General features: G+C 57.8%; 21 protein-coding genes. 4 read left to right on the top strand and 17 right to left on the bottom strand.

The annotated features are described in order from the left end of the window. Window positions 1-45: 45 nt before the first annotated feature. The 4 genes from N7V53_RS07730 to pdxB are packed head-to-tail and all read right to left on the bottom strand — an operon-like array spanning window position 46 to window position 3749. Window positions 46-705 (bottom strand): DedA family protein, encoded by a 660-nt coding sequence (locus N7V53_RS07730; protein WP_023479742.1) that lies wholly within the window; start codon window positions 703-705, stop codon window positions 46-48. 25 nt (window positions 706-730) lie between these two features. Continuing rightward, window positions 731-1543, bottom strand: coding sequence for a tRNA pseudouridine(38-40) synthase TruA (gene truA, locus N7V53_RS07725; RefSeq protein WP_279792976.1), 813 nt, complete (start codon window positions 1541-1543; stop codon window positions 731-733). Further along, window positions 1543-2556, bottom strand: coding sequence for an aspartate-semialdehyde dehydrogenase (locus tag N7V53_RS07720; RefSeq protein ID WP_042718475.1), 1014 nt, complete (start codon window positions 2554-2556; stop codon window positions 1543-1545). Before N7V53_RS07720 ends, truA begins: the two co-directional genes overlap by 1 nt. Before the next feature lie 56 nt (window positions 2557-2612). Continuing rightward, a complete protein-coding gene (gene pdxB / locus N7V53_RS07715) occupies window positions 2613-3749 on the bottom strand; it encodes a 4-phosphoerythronate dehydrogenase PdxB (protein ID WP_279792975.1) in 1137 nt (378 codons plus the stop codon). 113 nt (window positions 3750-3862) lie between these two features. Between pdxB and flk the strand changes: the two genes are divergently transcribed. Continuing rightward, the gene (flk, locus tag N7V53_RS07710) at window positions 3863-4870 is read left to right on the top strand and encodes a flagella biosynthesis regulator Flk (protein ID WP_034813031.1); all 1008 of its coding nucleotides are present in this window, start codon (window positions 3863-3865) and stop codon (window positions 4868-4870) included. A 96-nt stretch (window positions 4871-4966) separates the two neighbouring features. Here the strand turns inward: flk and N7V53_RS07705 are convergent, their stop codons facing one another. From N7V53_RS07705 to fabB, 3 genes are all read right to left on the bottom strand, one after another. Beyond that, window positions 4967-6400: a 6-phospho-beta-glucosidase gene (locus N7V53_RS07705; RefSeq protein ID WP_023479624.1), complete on the bottom strand. Its 1434-nt coding sequence runs from the start codon at window positions 6398-6400 to the stop codon at window positions 4967-4969. Between the two features lie 108 nt (window positions 6401-6508). Continuing rightward, window positions 6509-7693 (bottom strand): MFS transporter, encoded by a 1185-nt coding sequence (locus tag N7V53_RS07700; RefSeq protein WP_279792974.1) that lies wholly within the window; start codon window positions 7691-7693, stop codon window positions 6509-6511. A gap of 254 nt (window positions 7694-7947) precedes the next feature. Next, window positions 7948-9162 (bottom strand): beta-ketoacyl-ACP synthase I, encoded by a 1215-nt coding sequence (fabB, locus tag N7V53_RS07695; protein WP_023479827.1) that lies wholly within the window; start codon window positions 9160-9162, stop codon window positions 7948-7950. Window positions 9163-9317: 155 nt separating this feature from the next. Between fabB and mnmC the strand changes: the two genes are divergently transcribed. Next, window positions 9318-11318, top strand: coding sequence for a bifunctional tRNA (5-methylaminomethyl-2-thiouridine)(34)-methyltransferase MnmD/FAD-dependent 5-carboxymethylaminomethyl-2-thiouridine(34) oxidoreductase MnmC (mnmC, locus tag N7V53_RS07690; protein ID WP_279792973.1), 2001 nt, complete (start codon window positions 9318-9320; stop codon window positions 11316-11318). 316 nt (window positions 11319-11634) lie between these two features. Here mnmC and N7V53_RS07685 read toward each other — a convergent pair whose 3' ends face one another. The 6 genes from N7V53_RS07685 to prmB are packed head-to-tail and all read right to left on the bottom strand — an operon-like array spanning window position 11635 to window position 16171. Then, window positions 11635-11913, bottom strand: coding sequence for a YfcL family protein (locus N7V53_RS07685; RefSeq protein ID WP_279792972.1), 279 nt, complete (start codon window positions 11911-11913; stop codon window positions 11635-11637). A 27-nt stretch (window positions 11914-11940) separates the two neighbouring features. Then, entirely contained in the window at window positions 11941-12480 is a 540-nt protein-coding gene (locus tag N7V53_RS07680; protein WP_054804318.1) for an elongation factor P hydroxylase, read from the bottom strand. Next, window positions 12477-13289 carry a sulfite exporter TauE/SafE family protein gene (locus N7V53_RS07675; RefSeq protein ID WP_279792971.1) on the bottom strand — a complete coding sequence of 271 codons (813 nt, stop codon included), beginning with the start codon at window positions 13287-13289 and terminating at the stop codon, window positions 12477-12479. The genes N7V53_RS07680 and N7V53_RS07675 overlap by 4 nt, the downstream gene beginning before the upstream one ends. Continuing rightward, window positions 13289-14113, bottom strand: a complete 825-nt coding sequence (gene mepA / locus N7V53_RS07670) for a penicillin-insensitive murein endopeptidase (RefSeq protein WP_279792970.1) — start codon at window positions 14111-14113, stop codon at window positions 13289-13291. Before mepA ends, N7V53_RS07675 begins: the two co-directional genes overlap by 1 nt. 3 nt (window positions 14114-14116) lie before the next feature. Next, window positions 14117-15202 (bottom strand): chorismate synthase, encoded by a 1086-nt coding sequence (gene aroC, locus N7V53_RS07665; RefSeq protein ID WP_076770200.1) that lies wholly within the window; start codon window positions 15200-15202, stop codon window positions 14117-14119. A 36-nt stretch (window positions 15203-15238) separates the two neighbouring features. After that, window positions 15239-16171, bottom strand: a complete 933-nt coding sequence (gene prmB / locus N7V53_RS07660) for a 50S ribosomal protein L3 N(5)-glutamine methyltransferase (RefSeq protein WP_054804316.1) — start codon at window positions 16169-16171, stop codon at window positions 15239-15241. Window positions 16172-16336: 165 nt separating this feature from the next. On the opposite strand from prmB, the gene smrB reads away from it, so the two are divergent. Next, on the top strand, window positions 16337-16888 hold the full coding sequence (gene smrB / locus N7V53_RS07655) for an endonuclease SmrB (protein WP_023479810.1): 552 nt from the start codon (window positions 16337-16339) through the stop codon (window positions 16886-16888). Window positions 16889-16944: 56 nt separating this feature from the next. On the opposite strand, the gene sixA is transcribed toward smrB, so the two are convergent. The 4 genes from sixA to N7V53_RS07635 form a co-directional block, all read right to left on the bottom strand. Then, entirely contained in the window at window positions 16945-17430 is a 486-nt protein-coding gene (gene sixA, locus N7V53_RS07650; RefSeq protein ID WP_054804315.1) for a phosphohistidine phosphatase SixA, read from the bottom strand. 209 nt (window positions 17431-17639) lie between these two features. Next, on the bottom strand, window positions 17640-19787 hold the full coding sequence (gene fadJ / locus N7V53_RS07645; protein WP_279793173.1) for a fatty acid oxidation complex subunit alpha FadJ: 2148 nt from the start codon (window positions 19785-19787) through the stop codon (window positions 17640-17642). Next, on the bottom strand, window positions 19784-21094 hold the full coding sequence (fadI, locus tag N7V53_RS07640) for an acetyl-CoA C-acyltransferase FadI (RefSeq protein WP_094421292.1): 1311 nt from the start codon (window positions 21092-21094) through the stop codon (window positions 19784-19786). The genes fadJ and fadI overlap by 4 nt, the downstream gene beginning before the upstream one ends. 164 nt (window positions 21095-21258) lie before the next feature. Further along, the gene (locus N7V53_RS07635) at window positions 21259-21543 is read right to left on the bottom strand and encodes a YfcZ/YiiS family protein (RefSeq protein WP_279792969.1); all 285 of its coding nucleotides are present in this window, start codon (window positions 21541-21543) and stop codon (window positions 21259-21261) included. A 377-nt stretch (window positions 21544-21920) separates the two neighbouring features. On the opposite strand from N7V53_RS07635, the gene fadL reads away from it, so the two are divergent. Next, complete coding sequence (fadL, locus tag N7V53_RS07630; RefSeq protein WP_124967735.1) at window positions 21921-23240, top strand: long-chain fatty acid transporter FadL; 1320 nt, start codon at window positions 21921-21923, stop codon at window positions 23238-23240. Window positions 23241-23276: the final 36 nt, after the last annotated feature.

Raw genomic sequence — 23276 nt, 5'->3', positions numbered from 1 at the left:
GTTCGCAACTTGGGATAAAAAAGTGGTCGAACCGCCAACAGGTGATTATTTTGTCTGCCGGGACGCGGCGCGGCGATGGCGGATAATCTCAAAGACCCCGGGAAGTATAGACACTACGATAATTCCGACAATCATCAGCTTGAGATTCTCCTGAATCATCGGGATGGTGCCAAAGAAGTATCCGGCGTAGGTGAAAAGTAACACCCACAGCAGCGCGCCCGCGACATTATAGAGAGCAAAATGGCGATAAGACATATGCCCCATGCCGGCAACAAAAGGTGCAAAAGTACGCACAATCGGCACAAAACGCGCGAGGATAATCGTTTTCCCACCATGTTTCTCATAAAACTGATGCGTTTTATCAAGATGGCTGCGACGGAAGATCTTTGAGTTGGGGTTACTGAATAACCGCTCACCGAACAGCCGCCCGATGGTGTAGTTCACCGCATCGCCCGCAATAGCGGCCACCAGCATCAGCAGCACCATCATATGCACATTGAGATCGTTGGTCTCAAGGGACGCCAGCGCGCCCGCGACAAACAGCAGCGAGTCGCCCGGCAGGAACGGCGTGACCACCAGACCCGTTTCGCAAAAGAGAATAATAAACAGGATCGCGTAGACCCAGACGCCATACTGCGCCACCAGCTCAGCGAGGTGAACGTCAATGTGAAGAATGAAGTCAATCAGGAAGCGTATTAAGTCCATCTACTTATGCCTTATTAATGTGCGACTAGTCCGCCAGGAACAGCGGGCCCATTGGCGCAGCGGGCAGCGCAAAGTGTGATGGATAATCCACCGACACCAGATAGAGCCCTTCCGCTTTCGCCGTTGCTGCTGCAAGCGTTCTGTCCTTTGCCGCCAGCAGCTCTGCTATCCAGCTCTCCGGCTGGTTGTGGGCGCCTACTTCCATCAGGCTGCCGACAATATTCCTGACCATATGATGTACAAAGGCATTGGCTTTGATATCGACCACAATATAAGTGCCGTAGCGGCTGACGTTGATATGCATCAGATTGCGCCAGGGCGTACGCGACTGGCACTGCACGGCGCGAAACGAGGTAAAGTCGTTTTCGCCAATCAGACACTGCGCCGCGCGGTGCATGCGTTCGGCATCCAGCGGCTGATGATAGTGCGTAACACCATGACCGAGCACCGCCGGACGCAAGCGATGATTGTAAATGACGTAGCGGTAACGGCGCGCCGTCGCGCTAAAACGCGCATGAAAATCATCGGGCACATCTTTGACCCAACGCACCGCGATGTCTTTAGGCAAATTCGCATTTACGCCCAGCGTCCAGGCGGCGTCTTTGCGCAGCGCAGTCGTCTCAAAATGGACCACCTGCCCTGTTGCATGCACGCCGGCATCGGTGCGCCCGGCGCAAAAGATTGAGATCGGCTCATTGGCGACCTGCGAGAGCGCCTTTTCCAGCTTCTCCTGCACGCTGCGCACTTCCTGCTGACGCTGCCAGCCGTAGTAGTGGCTGCCGTCATACTCAATTCCCAGCGCGATTTTGTAGCGCGGCGCGGTGGTTTCTTCCTGCATCAGTACAGATACTCCTGCACCAGTTTCTCCGCGGTTTTCACTGCCATCAGCGCGCCGCCAAAGCGGACGTTATCAGCGACCGACCAGAACTGGATCTGCTCCGGCATGCCGTAGTCGTTGCGTATGCAGCCGACGGAGAGATGCGCCTGACCGGAAGCATCCGCCACCTGGGTCGGGAATGCGTTCGCTTCAGAGAGCGCAATATCCTCAAAGCGGGCAAACGCATCGCGCGCCTCTTCCGCCGCCAGCGGGCGTAACGCTTCGAAGTTCACCATCTGCGCGTGACCGTAGAAGACCGGCGACTGCACGCAGTTAGCGGAGATCATCAGCCCGTCGTCCTGCAGGATTTTACGCATCTGATCGATAATGATGCGCTCTTCGCGCACGCTGCCTTCACTGTCCGGCAGCAGCGGCAGCATATTGAATGCCAGCTGGCGACCGAAGAAGTCATCATCATCAATGGGAATACCGTTCAGCAGTTTGGCGCTCTGCCCTGCCAGCGCATCCACCGCCTGTTTACCGCTGCGGGAAACAGAGAGCAGGCTGGTCACGGCAATACGCGACAGGCCGCCTTCGTCGATCAGCGGCTTCAGGCCTGCCAGCAACTGGCTGGTGAGGCTGTCCGGGATAGCGATAACGTTGCGGTTGCGGTAATCCGCCAGCACGAACGGGTTGACGTCCGGCATCACCAGCGGCACGTCCGGCTCGAGGGCAAACAGACCGCTGGTGTCGATCACCAGACAACCGGCGTTGGTTGCTTCTTCAATATAGGTGGCGGTGGCTTGCGCACCGGCCACAAAGAACGCCAGCTGCGCCTGCGTCCAGTCGAATTCGGCAGCATCTTCTACGCGTACGGTTTTACCGGCATAACGCAGGTTTTCTCCGGCACTTTCGCTCCTTGCCAGCGCATAGAGTTCGCCAACCGGGAACTGGCGCTCTGCCAGCGTTTCGAGCAAGGCTTCTCCGACCGCGCCGGTGGCGCCGAGAACGGCAATATTCCAGCCTTCAGACATGGTGATTCACTCCAGAAAAAAGCGTCCCCGTCGGCGACGGGGAGCATAAAGATGAATTAACGTACCGGGTGATAAACGGCGTCGAAGCCCAGTTTTTGCAGCAACGCCGAGGCGTCCGCGTCGTCGCACTCAACGGTGAGTGACGACCATTCACGGCGCTCAAGATAGTGCTTACGCAGCTTATCGAACTCACCCGGTGTGCCCGCCGCTTTTCGCAGCAGGGCATCGTCGCGGCGCACATCATACACCAAATGCACCAACCTTTTTAACATTGCCTGTCCAACCGGACCATGAAGGGAGATGCGGCTGCACTCTGGCGCAGGAAGCAGCGTATTCAGCGCCACCTGCTGCGGCTGGCCGAGGAATTCACTATAGGCTTCAAACACCTGCGTGGTGCCGCGCGCTTTCCCCTCCAGCGTGTAGCCCGCGATATGCGCCGTGCCGATATCCACCTTTGCCAGCAGCTCAACGTTGAGATCCGGCTCCGGCTCCCAGACGTCCAGCACGACGCTGAGATCCTGCCCGGCCTGCAGGTGCTGCAACAGTGCGGCGTTATCCACCACCGGCCCGCGACAGGCGTTAATCAGAATAGTGCCAGGTTTGAGGCGGCTAAGCAGCGCGTCATCGACCAGATGCAGGGTTTTATAAGACCCCTCTTTAAACAGCGGGGTATGGAAGGTAAGGATATCTGCTTCATTGACCAGCTCATCCAGCGAGCGGAAGTCGCCCGCGTCACCGCGATCGGCGCGCGGCGGATCGCACAACAGCGTGCGGACGCCCAGCGCTTCCAGCCGCGCCTGTAAGCGGCTGCCGACGTTACCGACACCGACAATCCCCACGGTACGATCCGTGAGCGCAAAACCGTCGCGCTCCGCCAGCATCAATAAAGAGGAGAAGACATACTCCACCACGGCGATAGCGTTACACCCCGGTGCTGCGGAGAACGCGATGCCCGCCTGTTTCAGAAAATCCTCATCAACATGGTCAGTTCCCGCCGTGGCGGTACCGACAAATTTGATCCCGGTCCCTTGCAGCAAATCGCTATTCACCCTGGTGACGGATCGCACCATTAATGCTTCTGCATCAGCCAGTTCTGCCAGCGGAATCGGGCGTCCGGGCACGGCTTTAACCTCGCCCAGTCGGCTAAAAAGATCGCGGGCGTAAGGCATATTTTCATCAACAAGGATTTTCACACTACAGTACCTGTTTGAGAGCGGGAGTTGAGCGCGCAAGTGTGCCATAATCTCGCCGCCAGGCATACCCGCAATGCCGGCCACCGCCATGCGAGAGTAAGAGGAAACCCATGATTCAACCCATTCCGGGCGCACCCGCGCGTCCTCCCGGGCAAGAGCCACCGCAAGCCGCTAACCCTGTCGGCGAGCAGCCATTATCCACCCAGCAGCGTACGGTGCTGGAGCGGCTGGTGACGCGTTTGATCGCCCTGACGCAACAGCAGAGCGCTGAGGTCTGGGCAGGCGTAAAGCATGACCTGGGGCTGAAAAACGATGCGCCCCTGCTCTCGCGCCACTTCCCTGCCGCTGAGCAGAATCTGACTCAGCGTATGGAGACGGCCACGCAGAACCACACCACGCGCCAGATGGTGACCCAGTTGACCGAGCTGCTCGGCAAGGGGAACAATCGCCAGGCGGTGAGCGATTTTATTCGTCAGGAGTTCGGCCAGACGGCGCTCAGCCAGCTTACGCCGCAGCAGTTAAAGACCGTGCTGACGATGTTGCAGAACAACCAGATTGCGATCCCGCAACCGCAGCAGCGCCCGGCAACCGAGCGTCCTCTGGTGGCGGCGGAGCACAACTCCCTCAACCAGGCGGTGACGAAACTGGCGGCGGCAACCGGCGAATCGAGCAAGCTTATCTGGCAATCGATGCTGGAGCTCTCCGGCGTGAAGAGCGGCGAGCTGATCCCGGCGAAACATTTTACGCCGCTGATGACCTGGCTGCAGGCGCGCCAGACGCTGGCGACGCATACGGCACCGACACTGCAAACGGTGCAGGCCGCGCTGAAACAGCCGCTGGACAGCGCCGAGTGGCGCGGCATCAGCGACTATGCGCAGCAGACATTCCAGGTGACGCCTCAGACGGTGCTGACCAATGCCCAGGTGCAGGATATTCTCAATCAGGTCTTTTTACGACGCACCGAGCGCGCGTCGGGAATGATCGAAGTGCGTGATGTGCAGCCGATTTACAGCCCCTTCGTCGCGCCGATAGTCGATACGGTAAAAGCGATGTCGATGCGTCCGGGCCTCTTTTTTATTGCCCTGCTGGTGGTGATGTTTGTACTGTGGCTGGTGATCTAGCTTTCTGTAAGCCTGTAAAAAAACCGCAGGCCTGATAAGCGAAGCGCCATCAGGCAAAGACCTGATGGCGCTTTTAACATCCTACGGCCCAACCTCTTACTTGATGTTATCGCCGTTCTGTTTGATCACATCCTGGTACCACCAGAAGGATTTCTTACGGCTGCGCGCCAGCGTGCCGTTCCCTTCATTGTCCTTATCGACGTAGATAAAGCCGTAGCGTTTTTTCATCTCGCCGGTGCCGGCAGAAACCAGGTCGATACAGCCCCACGGCGTATACCCCATCAAATCGACCCCATCTTCCACCACCGCTTTTTTCATTTCGCGGATGTGGTTGTGCAGGTACTCAATGCGGTACTGGTCGTCGACCACGCCGTCGCTTCCCAGCTGATCGATAGCCCCAAAGCCGTTTTCAACAATAAACAGCGGCAATTGGTAGTGGTCGTAGAAGTAGTTCAGCGAGTAGCGCAGGCCAACCGGATCAATCTGCCAGCCCCAGTCCGATGCCTTGACATACGGGTTTTTCACCAGACTTTTGGTTTCGTCGTAATCAAGCTGCGGGTTATCTTCCGTCGCTTTGGTGGCAAAAGACATGTAGTAGCTAAAGCCGATGTAGTCGACGCAACCGCGGGTCAGGATCTGCAAGTCTTCGTCGGTAATATCAAGCTTGAAATCCCGGCGGGCAAAGTAGTTGAGCAGGTGCTGCGGGTAGTAACCGCGCACGTGTACATCGGTGAACCAGTAGCGGCGATGCATCGCTACTACCGACATCATCATGTCGTTTGGATCGCAGGTGAGCGGGTAGATCGGGCACATGGCGATCATGCAGCCAATCTTGAAATCGGGGTTAATTTTATGACCCGCTTCCACCGCCAGCGCGCTGGCTACCAGCTCATAGTGCGCGGCCTGGTACATGATCACTTCACGATCTTCGCCCGGCTGATACTTCACGCCGGAGTTGGTAAATGGCGCGAAGTCTTCGTTGTAATTAGCCTGGTTGTTGATTTCGTTGAAGGTCATCCAGTATTTGACCTTGCTGCGATAGCGGGTGAAGACGGCGTTGGCAAAACGCACAAAGAAGGTAATGACTTCACGGTTGCGCCAGCCGCCATATTTTTTGACGAGGTGATAAGGCATTTCGAAATGGGAGAGCGTGATTACCGGCTCAATGTTGTACTTCAGGCACTCGTCGAACAGATCGTCGTAGAACTGCAAACCGGCTTCGTTTGGCTCCAGCTCATCCCCATTAGGGAAGATACGCGTCCAGGCGATCGAGGTGCGAAAACATTTGAAGCCCATCTCGGCAAAGAGTTTGATGTCCTCTTTGTAGCGGTGATAAAAGTCGATGGCATCGTGGTTAGGGTAGTTTTTCCCCGGCAGTACGCCATCGGTGATCTCACGCGGTACGCCGTGCGCGCCTGCGGTCATCACATCCGCTACGCTGACGCCTTTACCGCCCTCCTGCCAGCCGCCTTCCAGTTGATGCGCAGCAACCGCTCCGCCCCACAGAAAATCCGCTTTAAAACCGGACATATCTCTCTCCTTTCGCTCATCAGTGCGAAAAGCATAAACGCGACCGCGCAGAGATGACATCGCCGCGGTCGCGTTTTGTGAAACCGGTTGCAAAGAGAGTATTTGCTTCTATTTATTGCGCGGGCGAAACGCGATCAGCGTTACGACAATCCCGATTGCCGCTGAGATTGCCCCTGCAAGAAAGACGGAGGCGTAACCGAGCGAGGTGGCCAGAAAGCCGGTCAGCGGGCCACTGGCGGCGTAGGCAATATCCTGAAACGCCGCATAGCCGCCCAGTGCCGTCCCACGAACCTGCGGCGGTACGCGTTTGACCACTTCTACCCCTAACGCCGGGAAGATCAGCGAGCAGCCACAGCCGGTTAACGCCGCGCCGAATAGCGCCATCCACGCACCGCTGGCCTGCCACAGCAATACCAGCCCGGCGATTTCCACCAGCAGAGAAACGAGCGCTACCCGCACGCCGCCAAAACGGTCCGGCGTCCAGCCAAACAGGATACGCATCAGAACGAATGCGCCGCCAAACGCGGTCAGCGTAAAGCCTGCCATCGGCCAGCCTTCGCTGGCGAAATAGAGGGAGATAAAGGTGCCGATCACCGCAAAGCCGACGCCCTGCAGTGCCAGCCCGAGGCCCGGCTGCCAGATAAGGCCGACCACGCTCCAGAGCGACGGACGCTCTCCGGCATGGGCCGGGACTTTACGCACACCGCCGTTAAATGCACAGGCGAGCAGCGGTAAGAGAAGAGAGATCGCCGCCAGCGCCGCGAAGCCAAAATAGCTATTGATCAGCAGCCCGAGCGGCGCCCCGGCGGCCAGCGCGCCATAAATCGCCATACCGACCCACGACATCACTTTGCCCGAACGCACCGGACCAACCAGGCCAACGCCCCAGGTGAGCGTGCCGGTCAGCAGCTGGCTTTCACCGAAACCGAGGATCAATCGCCCGACGATCAACAGCGCAAACCTGGCCCATACATCAACCGGCAAGAGTGCCGCCAGCAGCAAGGCGACACCCGCCAGCGAACAGGCAAACAGGCCCTGTAACGCCGAGCGTTTTGCGCCATATTGATCGGCCAGCCGACCGGCGTAGCTGCGCGTTAAGACCGTGGCGAGAAACTGCGCACCAACGGCGATACCGACCATGGTGTTGCCAAAGCCCAGCTCATGATGAACAAACAGCGGAATGACCGGCAGCGACAGGCCAACCGTCATATAGGTCAGGAACACCGCGAAGGCGATGCGAAACAGCGAGAATGTGGCTGAAGGGGTATGAACAGCGTCTGCTTGAACGGACATGCATTACTCCATAGGGCAGAGCAAGGCGGGAAGAGATTTTGACCACGCCCCCTCCGCCTGACAGTCAGGATTAGGGTGCGTTGGTTGACGTTAAACGCTTACGCATTATCAAAACGATAATGTTGGGCCGGAGTTTGCCTGTCGCGACAACGGCTTGTCAATACCAAAAAAAGGGAGCCGAGGGCTCCCTTTTTTAATACAGCTGCTCAATCATTCATGTAAAGCCGTGGCAGTACATGAATGAAATCGCTCACTTATTTCAGCTTGCGCATTACCAGCGTGGCGTTGGTACCGCCGAAGCCGAAGCTGTTGGACATCACCGTGTTCAGCGTCTGCTCGGTCGGCTTGGTCACGATATTCATGCCCGCCGCCTGATCGTCAAGATCTTCAATGTTGATGCTCGGCGCGATAAAGCCGTGCTCCAGCATCAGCAGAGAGTAGATCGCTTCCTGCACGCCAGCCGCACCCAGTGAGTGACCGGTCATTGCTTTGGTGGCGGAAATGGCAGGCGTGTTGTCGCCAAACACTTCACGAATCGCACCCAGCTCTTTCACATCGCCAACCGGCGTGGAGGTGCCGTGGGAGTTGAGATAATCGATCGGCGTATCAACACCGTGCATTGCCATCTTCATGCAGCGCACTGCGCCTTCGCCTGATGGTGCAACCATGTCAGCGCCATCGGAGGTTGCGCCGTAGCCGACGATCTCAGCGTAGATATGCGCACCGCGCGCCAGCGCGTGCTCCAGCTCTTCAACCACTACCATGCCGCCGCCGCCAGCGATAACAAAGCCATCACGCTCTTTATCGTAGGTACGGGACGCTTTGTCCGGCGTTTCGTTGTATTTGGTGGAGAGCGCGCCCATGGCGTCGAACTCACAGGCCATTTCCCAGCACAGCTCTTCGCCGCCGCCGGCAAAAACGATGTCCTGTTTGCCCAGTTGAATCTGTTCTACCGCGTTACCGATACAGTGTGCGGAAGTGGCACACGCGGAGCTGATGGAGTAGTTAACGCCGTGAATTTTGAACGGCGTGGCGAGGCAGGCGGAAACCGCAGAGGCCATCGCTTTGGTCACTACGTAAGGACCAACAGCTTTCAGGCCACGCGGGGTGCGCATTGCATCCGCGCCGAAAACCTGAGCTTTAGACGAACCACCGGAACCTGCAATCAGGCCCACGCGCGGGTTGTTCTGATAGACCTCTTCTTTCAGGCCGGCATCTTCGATGGCCTGCTGCATGGAGAGGTAGGAATAGATAGAGGCATCGTTCATGAAACGAACCACTTTACGGTCGATCAAACCCGTAGTGTCCAGTTTGACGTTACCCCAGACGTGGCTGCGCATGCCGGAATCTTTGAACTCCTGAGAAAATGTGATCCCTGAGCGTCCTTCACGCAGAGATGCCAGGACTTCCTGCTGGTTACTACCAATGCTGGAAACGATGCCCAGGCCAGTAATTACTGCACGCTTCATTCAATACCCCTAAGTCGCACTAATTAAGTTTCGTGTCGCAAGATAGCGTACACTTGTACGCCGAACAAGTCCGATCAGACATTTCACACAGAAATTTGCGCCTTTCTTTGACCCTCGTTAAGATCGACGCACTGCTTGCCGGACGAGTAACTTACGTGAAACACACCGCTATACAGACCGCTAACCTCGAATTCAACGCTGAGGGTACACCTGTTTCCCGAGATTTTGACGATGTCTACTTCTCTAATGATAACGGGCTTGAAGAGACCCGCTATGTTTTTCTCGGCGGTAACGACCTCCAGACGCGTTTTCCAGAACATTCAAGGAAGCTATTCATTGTTGCGGAAAGCGGCTTTGGTACCGGCCTCAACTTCCTCACGCTGTGGCAGGCTTTCGCCGCTTTTCGCGCCGAACATCCTGACGCTACCCTGGAAAGATTACATTTCATCAGTTTCGAAAAATTTCCGCTTACCCGTGATGACCTGCAAAAAGCCCACGCCCACTGGCCGCAACTGGCCTCCTTTGCAGGGCAGTTGCAGGCACAGTGGCCGCAGGCGTTTGCCGGGTGTCATCGGCTGTTACTGGATGAGGGAAGTGTGACGCTCGATCTCTGGTTCGGCGATATCAATCAGTTAACCGATACCCTCGATGAGAGCCTGAACCAGCAAGTCGATGCCTGGTTCCTTGATGGCTTTGCACCGTCGAAAAACCCCGATATGTGGACGCCCGCGCTTTTTCAGGCAATGGCGCGCCTCACCCGCCCAGGCGGGACGCTGGCGACCTTTACCTCCGCCGGGTTTGTGCGCCGCGGTTTACAGGAAGCGGGCTTCACCATGCAGAAACGCAAAGGCTTTGGCCGTAAGCGGGAGATGCTGAGCGGTGTGATGGAAAACGATGTTGCCTGCGCGTCGCGCGCACCGTGGTTTGCCCGCAGCGGCACAGATAAGCGGGAAGTCGCGCTGGTTGGCGGCGGTGTTGCAAGCGCGCTGCTGGCCCTTGCGCTGCTGCGCCGTGGCTGGCAGGTCACACTCTACTGCGCAGATGACGCCCCGGCAGAGGGCGCATCCGGCAACCGCCAGGGCGCACTCTACCCGCTGCTTAGCGCGCACGATCCGGCGCTGGCGCGCTTTTTCAGCGCCGCGTTTACCTTTGCCCGCAGGCTTTATGATGGGCTGCCGGTGGCATTTGATCACCAGTGGTGCGGCGTCACGCAGCTTGGCTGGGACGAGAAGAGTCAGCATAAAATCGAACAGATGCTGACACTGGAACTGCCTCACGAGCTGGCGCACCGCATCAATGCGCAGGAGGTGCTGGCACAGAGCGGCGTGGAGACTGGCTGCGGCGGCATCACCTACCCTGCCGGCGGCTGGTTGTGCCCGGCGCAATTGACCGCGGGCGCTATTGAACTGGGAATCGAACAAGGTTTGCAGGTGCGCTATTGCCATGAGGTTGAAGCGCTTGTTCGGAACAGCGATGGCTGGCAGCTGCGTTTCACCGATGGCAGTGAGCGCCAGCATGAGAGCGTGGTGCTGGCCAACGGTCACCGCATTCAGCACTTTTCCCAAACTGAGAAGTTGCCGGTTTACCCGGTCGCCGGTCAGGTAAGCCATATTCCCACCACTGAGCCGCTGGCCCGCCTGCGCCAGGTGCTCTGTTATGACGGCTATCTGACGCCGCACAACCCGCATAACCAGCAGCACTGTATTGGCGCGAGCTACCATCGCGGTCAGCAGGAAGCGACCTACAGCGAAGCGGATCAGCAGCAGAACCGCCAGCGCCTGATTGACTGCTTCCCGCAGGCTGAATGGGCGCAAACGGTGGATGTCAGCGCCGGAGAGGCCCGTTGCGGCGTGCGCTGCGCCACGCGCGATCATCTGCCGATGGTCGGTAATGTGGCGGATTACGACGCCACGTTGTCGGCTTATGCACAGCTTGCGGAACATCCGCAGGCGGCGGTCAGTGCGCCGGTGCATGAGGGGTTATTTATGATCGGTGCGCTCGGTTCGCGCGGCTTGTGCAGCGCGCCGCTGGCGGCAGAAATCCTCGCCGCGCAGATGAGCGATGAACCCATTCCGCTGGATGGCGAAACGCTGGCGGCGATGAACCCGAATCGTTTATGGGTGAGAAAGTTGTTGAAGGGAAAAGCGGTGAAATAAGGGGTTGCGGCCGTGTATCGCCGTAAACAGATTGCCGGATGGCGCGTAAACGCTTATCCGGCCTACGCCGTTTCAGCCGCTCCATACACGTTTCCGCATCCTTGACCCGTAGGCCGGATAAGGCGGAGCCGCCATCCGGCAACCCGTGCATACCCGACCACACGGTTTCAGCATCCCCGCCCCCCAGGCCGGATAAGGCGGAGCCGCCATCCGGCAATCCGTGCATACCCGACCACGCGGTTTCAGCCGCTCCATACCCGTAGGCCGGATAAGGCGGAGCCGCCATCCGGCAACTCCGCCACAGGTTAAAGCAGGCTTAGTGCGCCTTCGCCTGCTGGTAAAGATTTTCCCACATGCTGAGCACCAGCGCCTGGTCACGCGGCGACAGCTCACCGGCCTGGATGGCGTTTTCCACACTGGTGGTCACGCGTGCGGATACCGCTTCCGGCGAGTGGTCGTCGCCGCTCTCCAGATCGGCCACCGCCAGCGTCAGGTGCCCGCGCAGATAACCGCCAGCAAACAGTTCATCATCACTGGCGTGATCCACCATATTGTCAATTAACGCCAGAATGCGTGATTCAAACTCCGCGATCATCTCTCTTCCTCTCGTAAAAACGTGGCCCTACAGATCTTCCGGCCACGGAAACTGTGCTGCCGCTAATGGCGGCGTCTGGTAATAATCCTGTAATGCCTTGATAAAGCGCGCCGGACGCGCCGGGATCCCCTGCTCCAGCCACACCATCACCTGGGCGTGTACGCGGCGCTGAAACGCCACGCGATCCGGCTCGACGTCGCCTTCAAGGTTGTCGCAGCTGACATTAAACGGGAAGCCCGCTGCCGCGCAGAACAACCACTCCAGCGCCTGTGGCTTTACTTCGACATCTTCAAACTGCCCCTGGGTTGCAGCATCACGCCCGTCCGGGCAGTACCAGTAGCCGAAATCAACCAGCTTGCGCCGCTCTGCCCCGGCGATGCACCAGTGTGAAATCTCATGCAGGGCGCTGGCGTAAAAGCCGTGGGCAAACACTACCCGGTTATAAGGCGCATCGGCATCTGCGGGAAGATAGATCGGTTCGTCGTCGCCTTTAATCAGACGGGTATTAAAATCGCTGGCAAAGCAGCCATCAAAAATATCAATTAATTGCTGATAGTGGTGCGTCATACATTCCCCCCCAGAAACTGGAGGATCTCCTGGCCGTGACTGTCATAGAGAAGTTTTGCGCTCATCACCGCCGAGACAATCACAATCATCGGACGGATAAGCTTCTGCCCTTTACTGAGCACCAGCCGCGATCCCATGCGCGCGCCGAGAAACTGGCCGACAAGCATCACAAAACCGGTGCCCCAAATGACTTTGCCGCCGATGATAAACAGCAGCAGACCGCCGACGTTGGAGGTGGCGTTAAGCACTTTGGCGTGCGCGGTAGATTTCGCAAGATTGAACCCGCAGAGGGTGACAAACGCCAGCGCGTAAAACGACCCGGCACCGGGGCCGAAAAAGCCGTCATAGAAGCCGACGCAGCCGCCTGCTACCAGCGCAAACGGCAGGCCATACAGCCGACGCTGCCGATCCTCTTCGCCAAGCTTCGGCATTAATAAAAAGTAGAGGCCGATACAGATAACGAGGATTGGCAGGATCTGGCGCAGCACGTCCGATTTCACGTACTGCACCAGCAGCGCGCCGCTGGTTGAGCCAATAAAGGTCATCAGAATATTGAGCTTCTGGTCGGCGATATTGACCACTTTGCGGCGAATAAAGTAGAGCGAGGAGGAGAGCGATCCACCGCAGGCCTGCAATTTGTTGGTCGCCAGCGCCTGCGCAGGCGTCATTCCGGCGGCCAATAGCGCCGGAACGGTTAATAGCCCGCCGCCGCCCGCCAGCGCATCAATAAAGCCCGCCAGCAGCGCGACCAAAAAGAGCACCGCCAGCATCAGCGGTGTCATCATAAACAGCGAGTCAAAGAGTTCCATCAGAGGGCGTGTTCATCCAGTAGAGCCTGACAGGAAGGCGGCAACGGTGGCGGCGTCTTTTTCTCAGGCGTACTGCTGCCCGGTTTCGCCGGTTCAAACCAGCTCTGCAATTCTGCGCCACAGCCGTCGCCCGGCGGCGGCACTGGCTGATCGACACACTCAAGGCTGTCGGCCGGGCAGCGCAGGCGCACGTGCATATGCGCGCGATGCTGGAACCACGGACGCACCTTGCGCAGCCAGTCGCGATCCGTGCCGGCATCGAGGCAGAGCTGCTGTTTGATCGCCGGGTTAACGAAAATACGCGTCACCTCATCATCCTGCGCGGCAAGCTTAATCAGGCTGCTGATTTCCGGCTTCCACAGCGAAGGCACCACGCTTTTTCCATCCTGCGAGACCAGATCCAGCGCCTGCGGTTTTAGCAGCTGCGCCGCGCTCCAGCGCGTGGTCGGCAGTTGCAGGAAGATATCCACATCCAGACCCGACTGATGGCTGGCGTGACCGCCATTAAAGCGCCCGCCCGCCGGCATGCCCATATCGCCCACCAGCACTGTGCCAAGCCCAAGGTTATGCACCTGGGTGCTGAGGCGCTGAATAAACAGCACCAGATCCGGGTGACCGAAATAGCGGCGCTGATCGGTGCGCATCACCTGATAGGCGTCAGATTGCAGCGGCAGCTCCTGCGCGCCGACGATACAGCCATTCGAGAATGCGCCAATCGACTGCGGGCTGCCGGGCACCGGATGGGTCAGTTTTTGCCACGGTGTCGCCGCCGTAGCGGCGGCGCTCAGCAGCAGCGCAAACAGCGCGATTGCCGTGTTTTTCATCGGTTACCAGCGTGGAAGTGAAGGAGTGACATCAGCGTTTTGACCGCGCTGACGCAGGAAGTGATCCATTAAGACGATCGCCAGCATCGCTTCGGCGATCGGCACCGCGCGAATGCCAACGCAGGGATCGTGACGCCCTTTGGTGATCATCTCCACTTCATCGCCGGAACGCGTCACGGTTTTACCCGGCACGGTGATGCTGGAGGTAGGCTTCAGCGCGATATTGGCAACGATCTGCTGACCGCTGCTGATTCCGCCGAGAATGCCGCCAGCATGGTTGCTCTGGAAGCCGTCGCGGGTCAGTTCATCGCGGTTCTGGCTGCCACGCAGCTTCACCACCTCAAAGCCGTCGCCAATCTCAACGCCTTTCACCGCATTGATGCTCATCATAGCGTGGGCAATATCGGCATCCAGACGGTCAAACACCGGCTCACCAAGGCCTGGCGGAACGTTGTCAGCAACCACCGTCACTTTCGCGCCGATGGAGTCGCCCTCTTTCTTCAGGCCGCGCATCAGTTCGTCCAGCGCCTCGATCTTGTCCGGATCCGGGCAGAAGAAGGGGTTAAGCTCAACCTGATCCCACGCTTTGATCTCCAGCGGAATGTCGCCCATCTGGCTTAAACAGCCGCGAATGACGATGCCGAATTTCTGTGCGAGGTATTTTTTCGCAATTGCGCCAGCCGCGACGCGCATCGCCGTTTCACGGGCGGAGGAGCGACCGCCGCCGCGATAGTCGCGCACGCCATACTTCTGTTCGTAGGTGTAATCCGCATGGCCGGGGCGGAAGAGATCTTTGATCGCACCGTAATCCTGCGAGCGCTGATCGGTGTTTTCAATCAGCAGGCCGATGCTGGTGCCGGTAGTCACGCCCTCAAACACGCCGGAGAGGATTTTGACCTGGTCCGGCTCGCGGCGCTGGGTGGTGTAGCGCGAGGTGCCAGGACGGCGGCGGTCGAGATCGTGTTGTAAATCCGCTTCCGTCAGCGGAATGCCCGGCGGTACGCCATCAACAATACAGCCCAGCGCCAGCCCGTGCGATTCACCGAAAGTGGTGACGCGAAAGAGTTGTCCAATCGTGTTTCCTGCCATCACGGCTCCGTTATTCGTTGTGTGTTTGCGCGTTGATCAGTCTTTGTAGATGCTGAAATGTTCTTGTGCCGCAATCAGTTGCGCTTTGGTCAGCATAAAGACACCGTCCCCGCCGTTGTCGAACTCCAGCCAGGTGAACGGCACATCGGGGTACTGGTCCATCAGATGTACCATGCTGTTGCCGACTTCACAAATCAGGATGCCGTTATCAGAGAGGTACTGCGGAGCGCAGGCGAGAATGCGGCGCGTCAATTTCAAACCATCGCTGCCGGAGGCAAGACCCAGCTCCGGTTCATGACGGTATTCCGACGGCAGGTCGGACATATCCTCTTCATCAACGTACGGCGGGTTGGTGACAATCAGGTCGTACTGCACTTTCGGCAGATCGCGGAAGAGATCGGAGCGGATTGGCGTGACATGGTGAATAAGGCCATGCTCTTCAATATTGTGTTCCGTTACCGCCAGCGCATCGGCAGAGATATCCACCGCGTCCACTTCCGCTTCCGGGAAGGCGTACGCGCAGGCGATAGCGATACAGCCGCTGCCGGTGCACATATCAAGTATGTGCTGCGGTTGCTGATCGATAAGCCCGGCGAAGTGGTTGTTAATCAGCTCGCCAATCGGCGAACGCGGCACCAGCACGCGCTCATCGACATAAAATTCGTGGCCGCAGAACCAGGCTTTATTGGTGAGATAGGCCACCGGAATGCGCTCGTTAACGCGGCGGATCACGCGCTCAACGATGCGGTGGCGCTCGCTGGAGGTGAGGCGCGCGTTACGCATCTCTTCGGGAATATCCAGCGGTAAATAGAGAGTTGGCAGCACCAGCTGCACCGCTTCATCCCAGGGGTTGTCGGTGCCGTGGCCGTACCAGATGTTGGCGGCGCTAAATCGGCTGACCGACCAGCGCAACATGTCCTGAATGGTGTGCAGCTCGTTCACTGCTTCGTCGACGAAAATTTTATCCATACTATCCCCCAGGGCATGCTCGCAATAAATTCGGCGGCTAGTTTGCCATGAAGATGGGGATAAATCAGCATCCACGCGCATCTGCGCGGCGTAAAAATGCATTTTGCTGCACCGCAGCCGCCTGCAGTCGGGTACACTGGCGCAAAGAAAAAACAGGATGCGCAAATGAAAAAGAAACCATCGCTTAGCGAGGAGGAGCAGGCCCTGTTCCGGCAATTGATGACCGGGACGCGCCAGATGAAGCAGGACACCGTTGTTCACCGCCCGGCGCGCAAGAAGATCGCCGAAGTGCCGGTCAAGCGCCTGTTGCAGGAGCAGGCGGATAACAGCCACTACTTTTCCGACGAGTTTCAGCCGCTGCTCAACACCGATGGCCCGGTGAAATATGTTCGCAGCGATGTCAGCCACTTTGAGTTGAAAAAACTGCGCCGCGGCGATTACTCCCCGGAGCTGTTTCTCGACCTGCACGGTTTAACGCAGATGCAGGCCAAACAGGAGCTTGGCGCGCTGATTGCCGCTTGTCGCCGCGAGCATGTCTTTTGCGCCTGCGTGATGCACGGCCACGGCAAGCACATTCTTAAGCAGCAAACGCCACTCTGGCTGGCACAACATCCGCACGTGATGGCGTTTCACCAGGCGCCAAAAGAGTACGGCGGCGATGCGGCAGTGCTGGTGCTGATTGAAGTCGAAGAGTGGCAGCCGCCGGAGTTGCCGTGAGGCAGAAATGAGAAGAGCCGCACAGTGCGGCTCTTTTTTTGCATCGGTCCGATGGATCAGATGGCTTTCGGCATCTTCAGGTTGCAGGGACTCATTTGCCAGTTGAACACCCCTTTGCCCTCTTTATCCAGCGTGACGCTGGCGATAGCCGAGGTGGTGAACATGGGCGGCGTTTCACCGGGACAGAGCTCGGCGACCAGGTAGCCTACCAGCGGCAGGTGCGAGATCACCAGCGCTGTTTCGGTGCCTTCATTGGCCAGCGCCTGCAGATAAGCGCTTACCAGGCCGACATCGCCGCAGGGCGTCAACTCCGGCAGGACATCCACGTTGTCAGGCAGGTTCATGCACTCCCCTACCTTCTCCAGCGTCTGTTCAGCGCGTAAAAACGGGCTAACCAGAACACGATCGATATCCACTTTTTGGCCTTTCAACCACGTTGCCATTTGACGCGATTCGTCGCAGCCGCAAGGGGTAAGCGGACGAACGGAGTCACTGGCTGCATCGAGGGCAGCATCGCCGTGACGCATGATAAAAACTTGCATATTGCACCGCTTTTGTTAACCAGAAGCATCGCGCTTTTGCCGGTGAAAAGAGATCACGCTGGCAAAAAAACGGGATGGCCGGGCATTTTGCCTGATTCATTCGTTGAATGAAACGCTGTTTTTTACCTCAATGGCGCAAGTATAGTCAATCACTGTTTATGAAATAACCGCAAAGGCCATGAGGTATAACAAATTTACTTTTTTCGACCTTAACTTACAGGCTCACTTTCCGCTGTCGGCCAGAAGCGTTTCCCCTCCTGAGCCATGCGTAACAGGGCTTCACACGGTGCAAATCGTGCCCCATAACGCGCCTCCATCTGCTGCAGCGACGCCACGACGCTTGCCGCGCCCAGCGTATCCATATAGTGGAAAGGCCCCCCTAAAAAAGGTGGGAAGCCAATGCCGAAAACGGCACCGATATCGCCATCGCGCGCGCTACGGATCACCTGTTCATCAAAACAGCGCGCCGCTTCGTTAAGCATCAGCAGGACGCAGCGCTCGGCAATCTGCTGCGCCGACGACTGCCCTTTCGCCGACACGCCGATTAAACGGTAGATCGAGGGGTCGGGCTGTTTTTTGCTTTTACGCCCTTTTGTCGGGTAAAGATAGAAACCACGACCATTTTTTCTCCCTTTGCGATCGTCATTCAAAATCGCGGAGACAAGCGTTGCAGGCGCGCTAAAACGTTCGCCATAAGCGGCCTCAAGCACCGGAATGATCTTCGTCCCGGTATCGATGCCTACTTCATCCAGAAGCTGAATCGGGCCTACCGGGAAACCAAACTTCACCAGCGCCCGGTCGATGGCTTCAATCGGCTCGCCCTCGCTCAGCATGCGCATCGCTTCACTGATATAGGGTGCGAGGATGCGGTTAACGTAAAAGCCCGCTTTATCGGCAACGACAATCGGCGTTTTGCCCTGCTTCTTCGCCAGCTTCACCGTGGTGGCAATGGTCTGCTCATCGGTACCGGCATGCGGAATCACTTCCACCAGCGGCATCTTCTCTACCGGGCTGAAAAAATGTAATCCGATCACCTTACCGGGACGCGCCGCGTTTTCGGCAATATCTGCAATCGGCAGCGACGAGGTATTAGAGGCAAAAATGGTGTGCGGCGCGCAGTGCGCCTCCACTTCACTCACCATCTTCTGTTTAAGGGAGAGATCTTCAAACACCGCTTCGATTACAACATCGCGATGCGCAAAGCCGCGGTAATCAAGCGAGCCGGAGATCTTCGCCATCTGGCTGTCGCGCTCGCCGGGTTTGATAAAGCGGCGACGCACTTTTTTATCTAATTCCTGCCAGCTGTACTTCAGCGCGTGGTTAATGCCTTTCGCATTAATATCTTTAATGCGAACCGGCAAACCGCCCTTGCTGGCGGTGACATACGCAATGCCGCCGCCCATCAATCCGCCGCCGAGAATACCGACGGTATGCAGCGGCGCGGCAGCAACAGTGCTGCCAGGATCTTTTTTGATGTCGGTCGAGGCAAAGAAGATGTTACGCAGCGCCTGCGACTGCGGCGTCATCGCCAGTTGACCAAAGGCGCGCGCTTCCGCTTCATAACCACTACTGCGCCCCTGCGCCAGGCCGGTTTCAATCACCGATAAAATTCGCGGTGCAGCTGGATAGTTACCGTGGGTTTTCTGCTCGGTGCGCTTCGCCGCCATCTTAAACAGCACCGTGCGGCCAAGCGGCCCGGCGAGAATGCGCTCACGCACCGGTAAACGGCGGCTGAGCGGACGCTCCTGCTGCGCCAGCTCGACTGCGGTTTCCAGCAGAATATCGTGCGGCACCACATCATCCACCAGCCCCACTTTCAGCGCCTGCCGCGCACGAAGCTGCTTGCCGGTCAGGATCATATCCAGCGCAGTGCTGACACCGACAAGCCGCGGCAAACGCTGGGTGCCGCCGGAGCCGGGCAGCAAGCCGAGCTGCACTTCCGGCAGGCCGAGAATGGTTTTGCCATCATCCGAACAGACGCGGCGATGGCAGGCCAGCGCCAGCTCCAGCCCGCCGCCGAGACAGGCACCGTGGATGGCGGCAACAACCGGGATCGGCAGGGCGTGGATCTCTGCCATGATCTTCTGCCCCTGGCGCGCCAGCTCTTCCGCCTCTTTCGCGCTCTGGCAACGGCCAATCATGTTGATATCGGCCCCGGCAATAAAGTTGTCCGCCTTCGCCGAAATAAACACCACGCCGCGCAGAGCGCGGTTATCACGGATCTCTTTTAAGATGGCGCGCACCTGTGCGCCAAACTCCGCTTTCAGGGTGTTCATCTTTTCATTGGGTACATCAATGGTAACGACCGCGACATTGTCGGGGCGCACATTAAGGGTAAATGCAGAAACCGTCATTATTCCGCCTCCAGAACCATTGCCGCGCCTAATCCTCCCGCCGCGCAGGCGGTGACCAGACCGAAACCGCCGCCGCGACGTCGCAGCTCATGCAGGGTTTGCGTGATCATCCGCGCGCCGGTGGCGGCAAAGGGGTGACCATAGGCAATCGAGCCGCCAAGCACGTTAAATTTGCTCTCATCCACCTCGCCGGTGGCCTGCGAACGCCCGAGCACCTCGCGGGCAAAGCGGTCGCTGGCCATCAGTTTCAGGTTGGTTAAGGTCTGGGCGGCAAAGGCTTCATGCATATCAAAAAGGGTCAAGTCGGCCATGGTTAACCCGGCGCGATCCAGCGCCAGCGGCGTCGCCCAGGCCGGGCCGAGCAGCATATCTTTCTGCACGCCAATTGCCGTAAAGGCGTAGCTGCGCAGATAGCCCAGCGGCACGAGGCCCAGCTCTCTGGCGCGTGATTCGGTCATTAAGATCACCGCCGCCGCGCCGTCGGTAAGCGGCGTGCTGTTGGCTGCGGTAACGGTGCCATGTTTGCGGTCAAAGGCCGGGCGCAGTTTGGCGTAATCGGCGAGGCTGGAGTTGCCGCGCACGTTATTGTCCTGCCCGATGGGATCGCGGAACGGTGGCGCGTAGGCGGTCATCACCTCCTCAGCCAGCTTGCCTTCGGCCCAGGCCTGAGCGGCAAACTGGTGGGAGCGGTGCGCCAGCGCATCCTGCTCCTGACGGCTAATGGCGTAGGTTTTCGCCATCTGCTCGGCGGTATCGCCCATGCGCAGGCCGGTCGAATACTCAGCAACCGCAGGCGGGACGGGCAGCAGATCGCGCAGACGCAGGCGCGAGAAGAGTTTGAGTTTCTGCCCGACGGTGCGCGCTTTGTTGGCATCCACCAGCACGCGCGCCAGTTTTTTACTGACGCCAATAGGCAGTACAGAAGAGGAGTCGGCGCCGCCAGCGATTCCGGCGCGGATGGTGCCGGCCAGCAGGCTTTCCGTTACGTTCGCCACCGCCTGAAAACTGGTCGCGCAGGCGCGGCTGACGCTATAAGCATCGGTGTGCACGCTCATGCCGGTGCCGAGCACGATTTCACGCGCGATATTCGGCGCTTCCGGCATCTGCACCACCTGGCCGAAGACCAGTTGTTCAATCACTTCGGGGGGAATTTCGTTGCGCGCCAGCATCTCCCCCACCACCATTTTGCCGAGATCGATTGCCGGTACGCCGTGAAACGCGGTCGCCTGGCGGACAAATGGGGTTCGTAACCCGCAGACAATGGCAATGCGGTCGCCCTGACGGGTGACAAGCGGTAACGCCTGACTCATAACACTCCCCTGTTAACAACGGAATCAATAAAGTGGTCTGACCTGATAACAGTCTTAACCAATCTTTTACATTTAGCCAATGGCAGGGAGATAAAAATGGGAGCTAAGGCACAGATAAACGGATAAAAAAACGCTCCCACAGAGGGGAGCGTTGAGAGCGGGGTTTAGCGCAGACTGAGCTGGAAAATCAGGGTTTCCGCTTCGCAGGCGAAAACAAAATCGATATCCAGCTGAACGCCCTCTGCCACCTCGGTGAAAGTCGGGGTAATTTCGCATGGTTCAGACTCAACGCTGCGTGCTTTGGCGCTCAGTGCCGCCAGCGTCTCTTCTGCTTCGGCGCGGTTAGCGAATACGCGGCTGTAGGAGGCGGTACAGTCGGAGTTGTCCATAATGGTTCCGACATCCATACAGCAGCAAACCGGGGTTTCATCAGCACTGCATTTACTCATAGAAGATTTCCTCTAAATTCGCACCCTGGGTGCCAGGTCAAGATTGCACATATTTTACGCCGCCGCGCAGGGGCGCTCCAGTCGTTAATCGCCGGAACGGCCTTAAGTGACCGAAATCACAATTAAAAATGATCTAAAACAAAAACTACCGAAAACGGGGATCCGTGCTACGGCCAAATTTGCCACGCAGATCCCGTTTCGGAGATCACAATTGAAAAATCTTGATTACATACTTGCAACATTAGTTCTGGTCAGACCTATACTCTCGCCACTGGTCTGATTTCTCTGCGGTAGCTCAGACCCTACACTTCGCGCTTCTTTAACAAGGCGTAAGAAAGTTTGTATAAAAATAACTCGCTTCGAATGAGGTTATGGTCATGAGCCAGAAAACCCGTTTTACCAAGTCTGCTCTGGCAGTCGCAGTGGCACTCGTTTCTACCCAGGCCTGGTCCGCAGGCTTTCAACTCAACGAATTTTCCGCCTCCGGCCTCGGTCGCGCTTACTCTGGTGAAGGCGCAATTGCTGATGATGCAGGCAATGCCAGCCGTAACCCGGCACTGATCACCATGTTTGATCGCCCGACCTTCTCTGGCGGCGCGGTGTTTGTCGATCCGGGTGTGGATGTCACCGGCAGCTCTCGTTTCAATAACGCCAGCCAGGACAACATCGCACCAACAGCATGGGTGCCGAACCTGCACTTTGTTGCGCCGATTAACGATCAGTTTGGCTGGGGCGCATCCGTCACCTCCAACTACGGCCTGGCGACAGAGTTCAACAACAACTATTCAGCTGGCTCCGTGGGCGGTAAAACCGATCTCGAAACGCTGAACCTTAACCTTAGTGGCGCATACCGTCTTAATAACAACTGGAGCTTCGGCCTCGGTTTTGACGCGGTATATGCACGCGCGAAAATTGAACGCTACGCGGGCGATCTGCCGCAGCAGATTGATGCCAGCACCGGCAATACTTTTGGTCTCAGCCGACTGATCCCGCCTGATACGCAGATTGCGCATCTGAAAGGCGACGAGTGGGGCTTCGGCTGGAACGCCGGTATCCTGTATGAGCTGGATAAAAATAACCGCTGGGGTCTGACCTACCGTTCAGAAGTGAAAGTTGATTTCGACGGCGACTATAAGAGCAACCTGCCGCTGGCGGTTAACGCAGTCGGTCAACGACTGGGTCTACAAGGCCTGCCTGTCGCCACCGGCGGTGCCACCATTCCTGGCTCGCTGACGCTGAATCTGCCGGAAATGTGGGAAGTGTCAGGTTATAACCGTGTCGATCCGCAGTGGGCGATCCACTACAGCCTGGCTTACACCAGCTGGAGTCAGTTCCAGCAGTTGAAAGCGACGGGTAGCCAGGGTCAGCAGCTCTTCTATAAAGAAGAGGGCTTTAAAGACGCCTACCGTATCGCGCTCGGTACTACCTATTACATGGATGATAACTGGACCTTCCGCGGCGGTATCGCCTTTGATGACAGCCCGGTTCCTGCCGATAAACGCTCTATCTCCATTCCGGACCAGGATCGCTTCTGGCTGAGCACCGGTGCAACCTATGCATTTAATAAAGATGCATCAGTGGATGTCGGCGTCTCCTATATGCACGGTCAGAAAGTGAAGTTCACCGAAGGGCAATATACTTTCAAATCTGAAGGTCGCGCCTGGCTGTATGGTGCCAACTTCAACTACGCCTTCTGATAAGCGCGTAGGGATAAAAAAAGGTGAGCTTCTGGC

It is taken from the genome of Kosakonia sp. HypNH10 (assembly GCF_029850615.1).
In the GTDB taxonomy this organism is placed as follows: domain Bacteria; phylum Pseudomonadota; class Gammaproteobacteria; order Enterobacterales; family Enterobacteriaceae; genus Kosakonia; species Kosakonia cowanii.
Note: the sequence above shows the minus strand (reverse complement) of the source record. Positions and strands in the feature narration are given on the sequence as shown.

Coding starts and splice junctions, on each gene's coding strand:
- N7V53_RS07730 (WP_023479742.1), bottom strand. CDS start 705: ATGGACTTAATACGCTTCCTGATTGACTTCATTCTTCACATTGACGTT.
- truA (WP_279792976.1), bottom strand. CDS start 1,543: ATGCAGGAAGAAACCACCGCGCCGCGCTACAAAATCGCGCTGGGAATT.
- N7V53_RS07720 (WP_042718475.1), bottom strand. CDS start 2,556: ATGTCTGAAGGCTGGAATATTGCCGTTCTCGGCGCCACCGGCGCGGTC.
- N7V53_RS07705 (WP_023479624.1), bottom strand. CDS start 6,400: ATGTCCGGTTTTAAAGCGGATTTTCTGTGGGGCGGAGCGGTTGCTGCG.
- N7V53_RS07700 (WP_279792974.1), bottom strand. CDS start 7,693: ATGTCCGTTCAAGCAGACGCTGTTCATACCCCTTCAGCCACATTCTCG.
- fabB (WP_023479827.1), bottom strand. CDS start 9,162: ATGAAGCGTGCAGTAATTACTGGCCTGGGCATCGTTTCCAGCATTGGT.
- N7V53_RS07685 (WP_279792972.1), bottom strand. CDS start 11,913: ATGATCGCGGAGTTTGAATCACGCATTCTGGCGTTAATTGACAATATG.
- N7V53_RS07680 (WP_054804318.1), bottom strand. CDS start 12,480: ATGACGCACCACTATCAGCAATTAATTGATATTTTTGATGGCTGCTTT.
- N7V53_RS07675 (WP_279792971.1), bottom strand. CDS start 13,289: ATGGAACTCTTTGACTCGCTGTTTATGATGACACCGCTGATGCTGGCG.
- mepA (WP_279792970.1), bottom strand. CDS start 14,113: ATGAAAAACACGGCAATCGCGCTGTTTGCGCTGCTGCTGAGCGCCGCC.
- aroC (WP_076770200.1), bottom strand. CDS start 15,202: ATGGCAGGAAACACGATTGGACAACTCTTTCGCGTCACCACTTTCGGT.
- prmB (WP_054804316.1), bottom strand. CDS start 16,171: ATGGATAAAATTTTCGTCGACGAAGCAGTGAACGAGCTGCACACCATT.
- smrB (WP_023479810.1), top strand. CDS start 16,337: ATGAAAAAGAAACCATCGCTTAGCGAGGAGGAGCAGGCCCTGTTCCGG.
- sixA (WP_054804315.1), bottom strand. CDS start 17,430: ATGCAAGTTTTTATCATGCGTCACGGCGATGCTGCCCTCGATGCAGCC.
- fadI (WP_094421292.1), bottom strand. CDS start 21,094: ATGAGTCAGGCGTTACCGCTTGTCACCCGTCAGGGCGACCGCATTGCC.
- N7V53_RS07635 (WP_279792969.1), bottom strand. CDS start 21,543: ATGAGTAAATGCAGTGCTGATGAAACCCCGGTTTGCTGCTGTATGGAT.
- fadL (WP_124967735.1), top strand. CDS start 21,921: ATGAGCCAGAAAACCCGTTTTACCAAGTCTGCTCTGGCAGTCGCAGTG.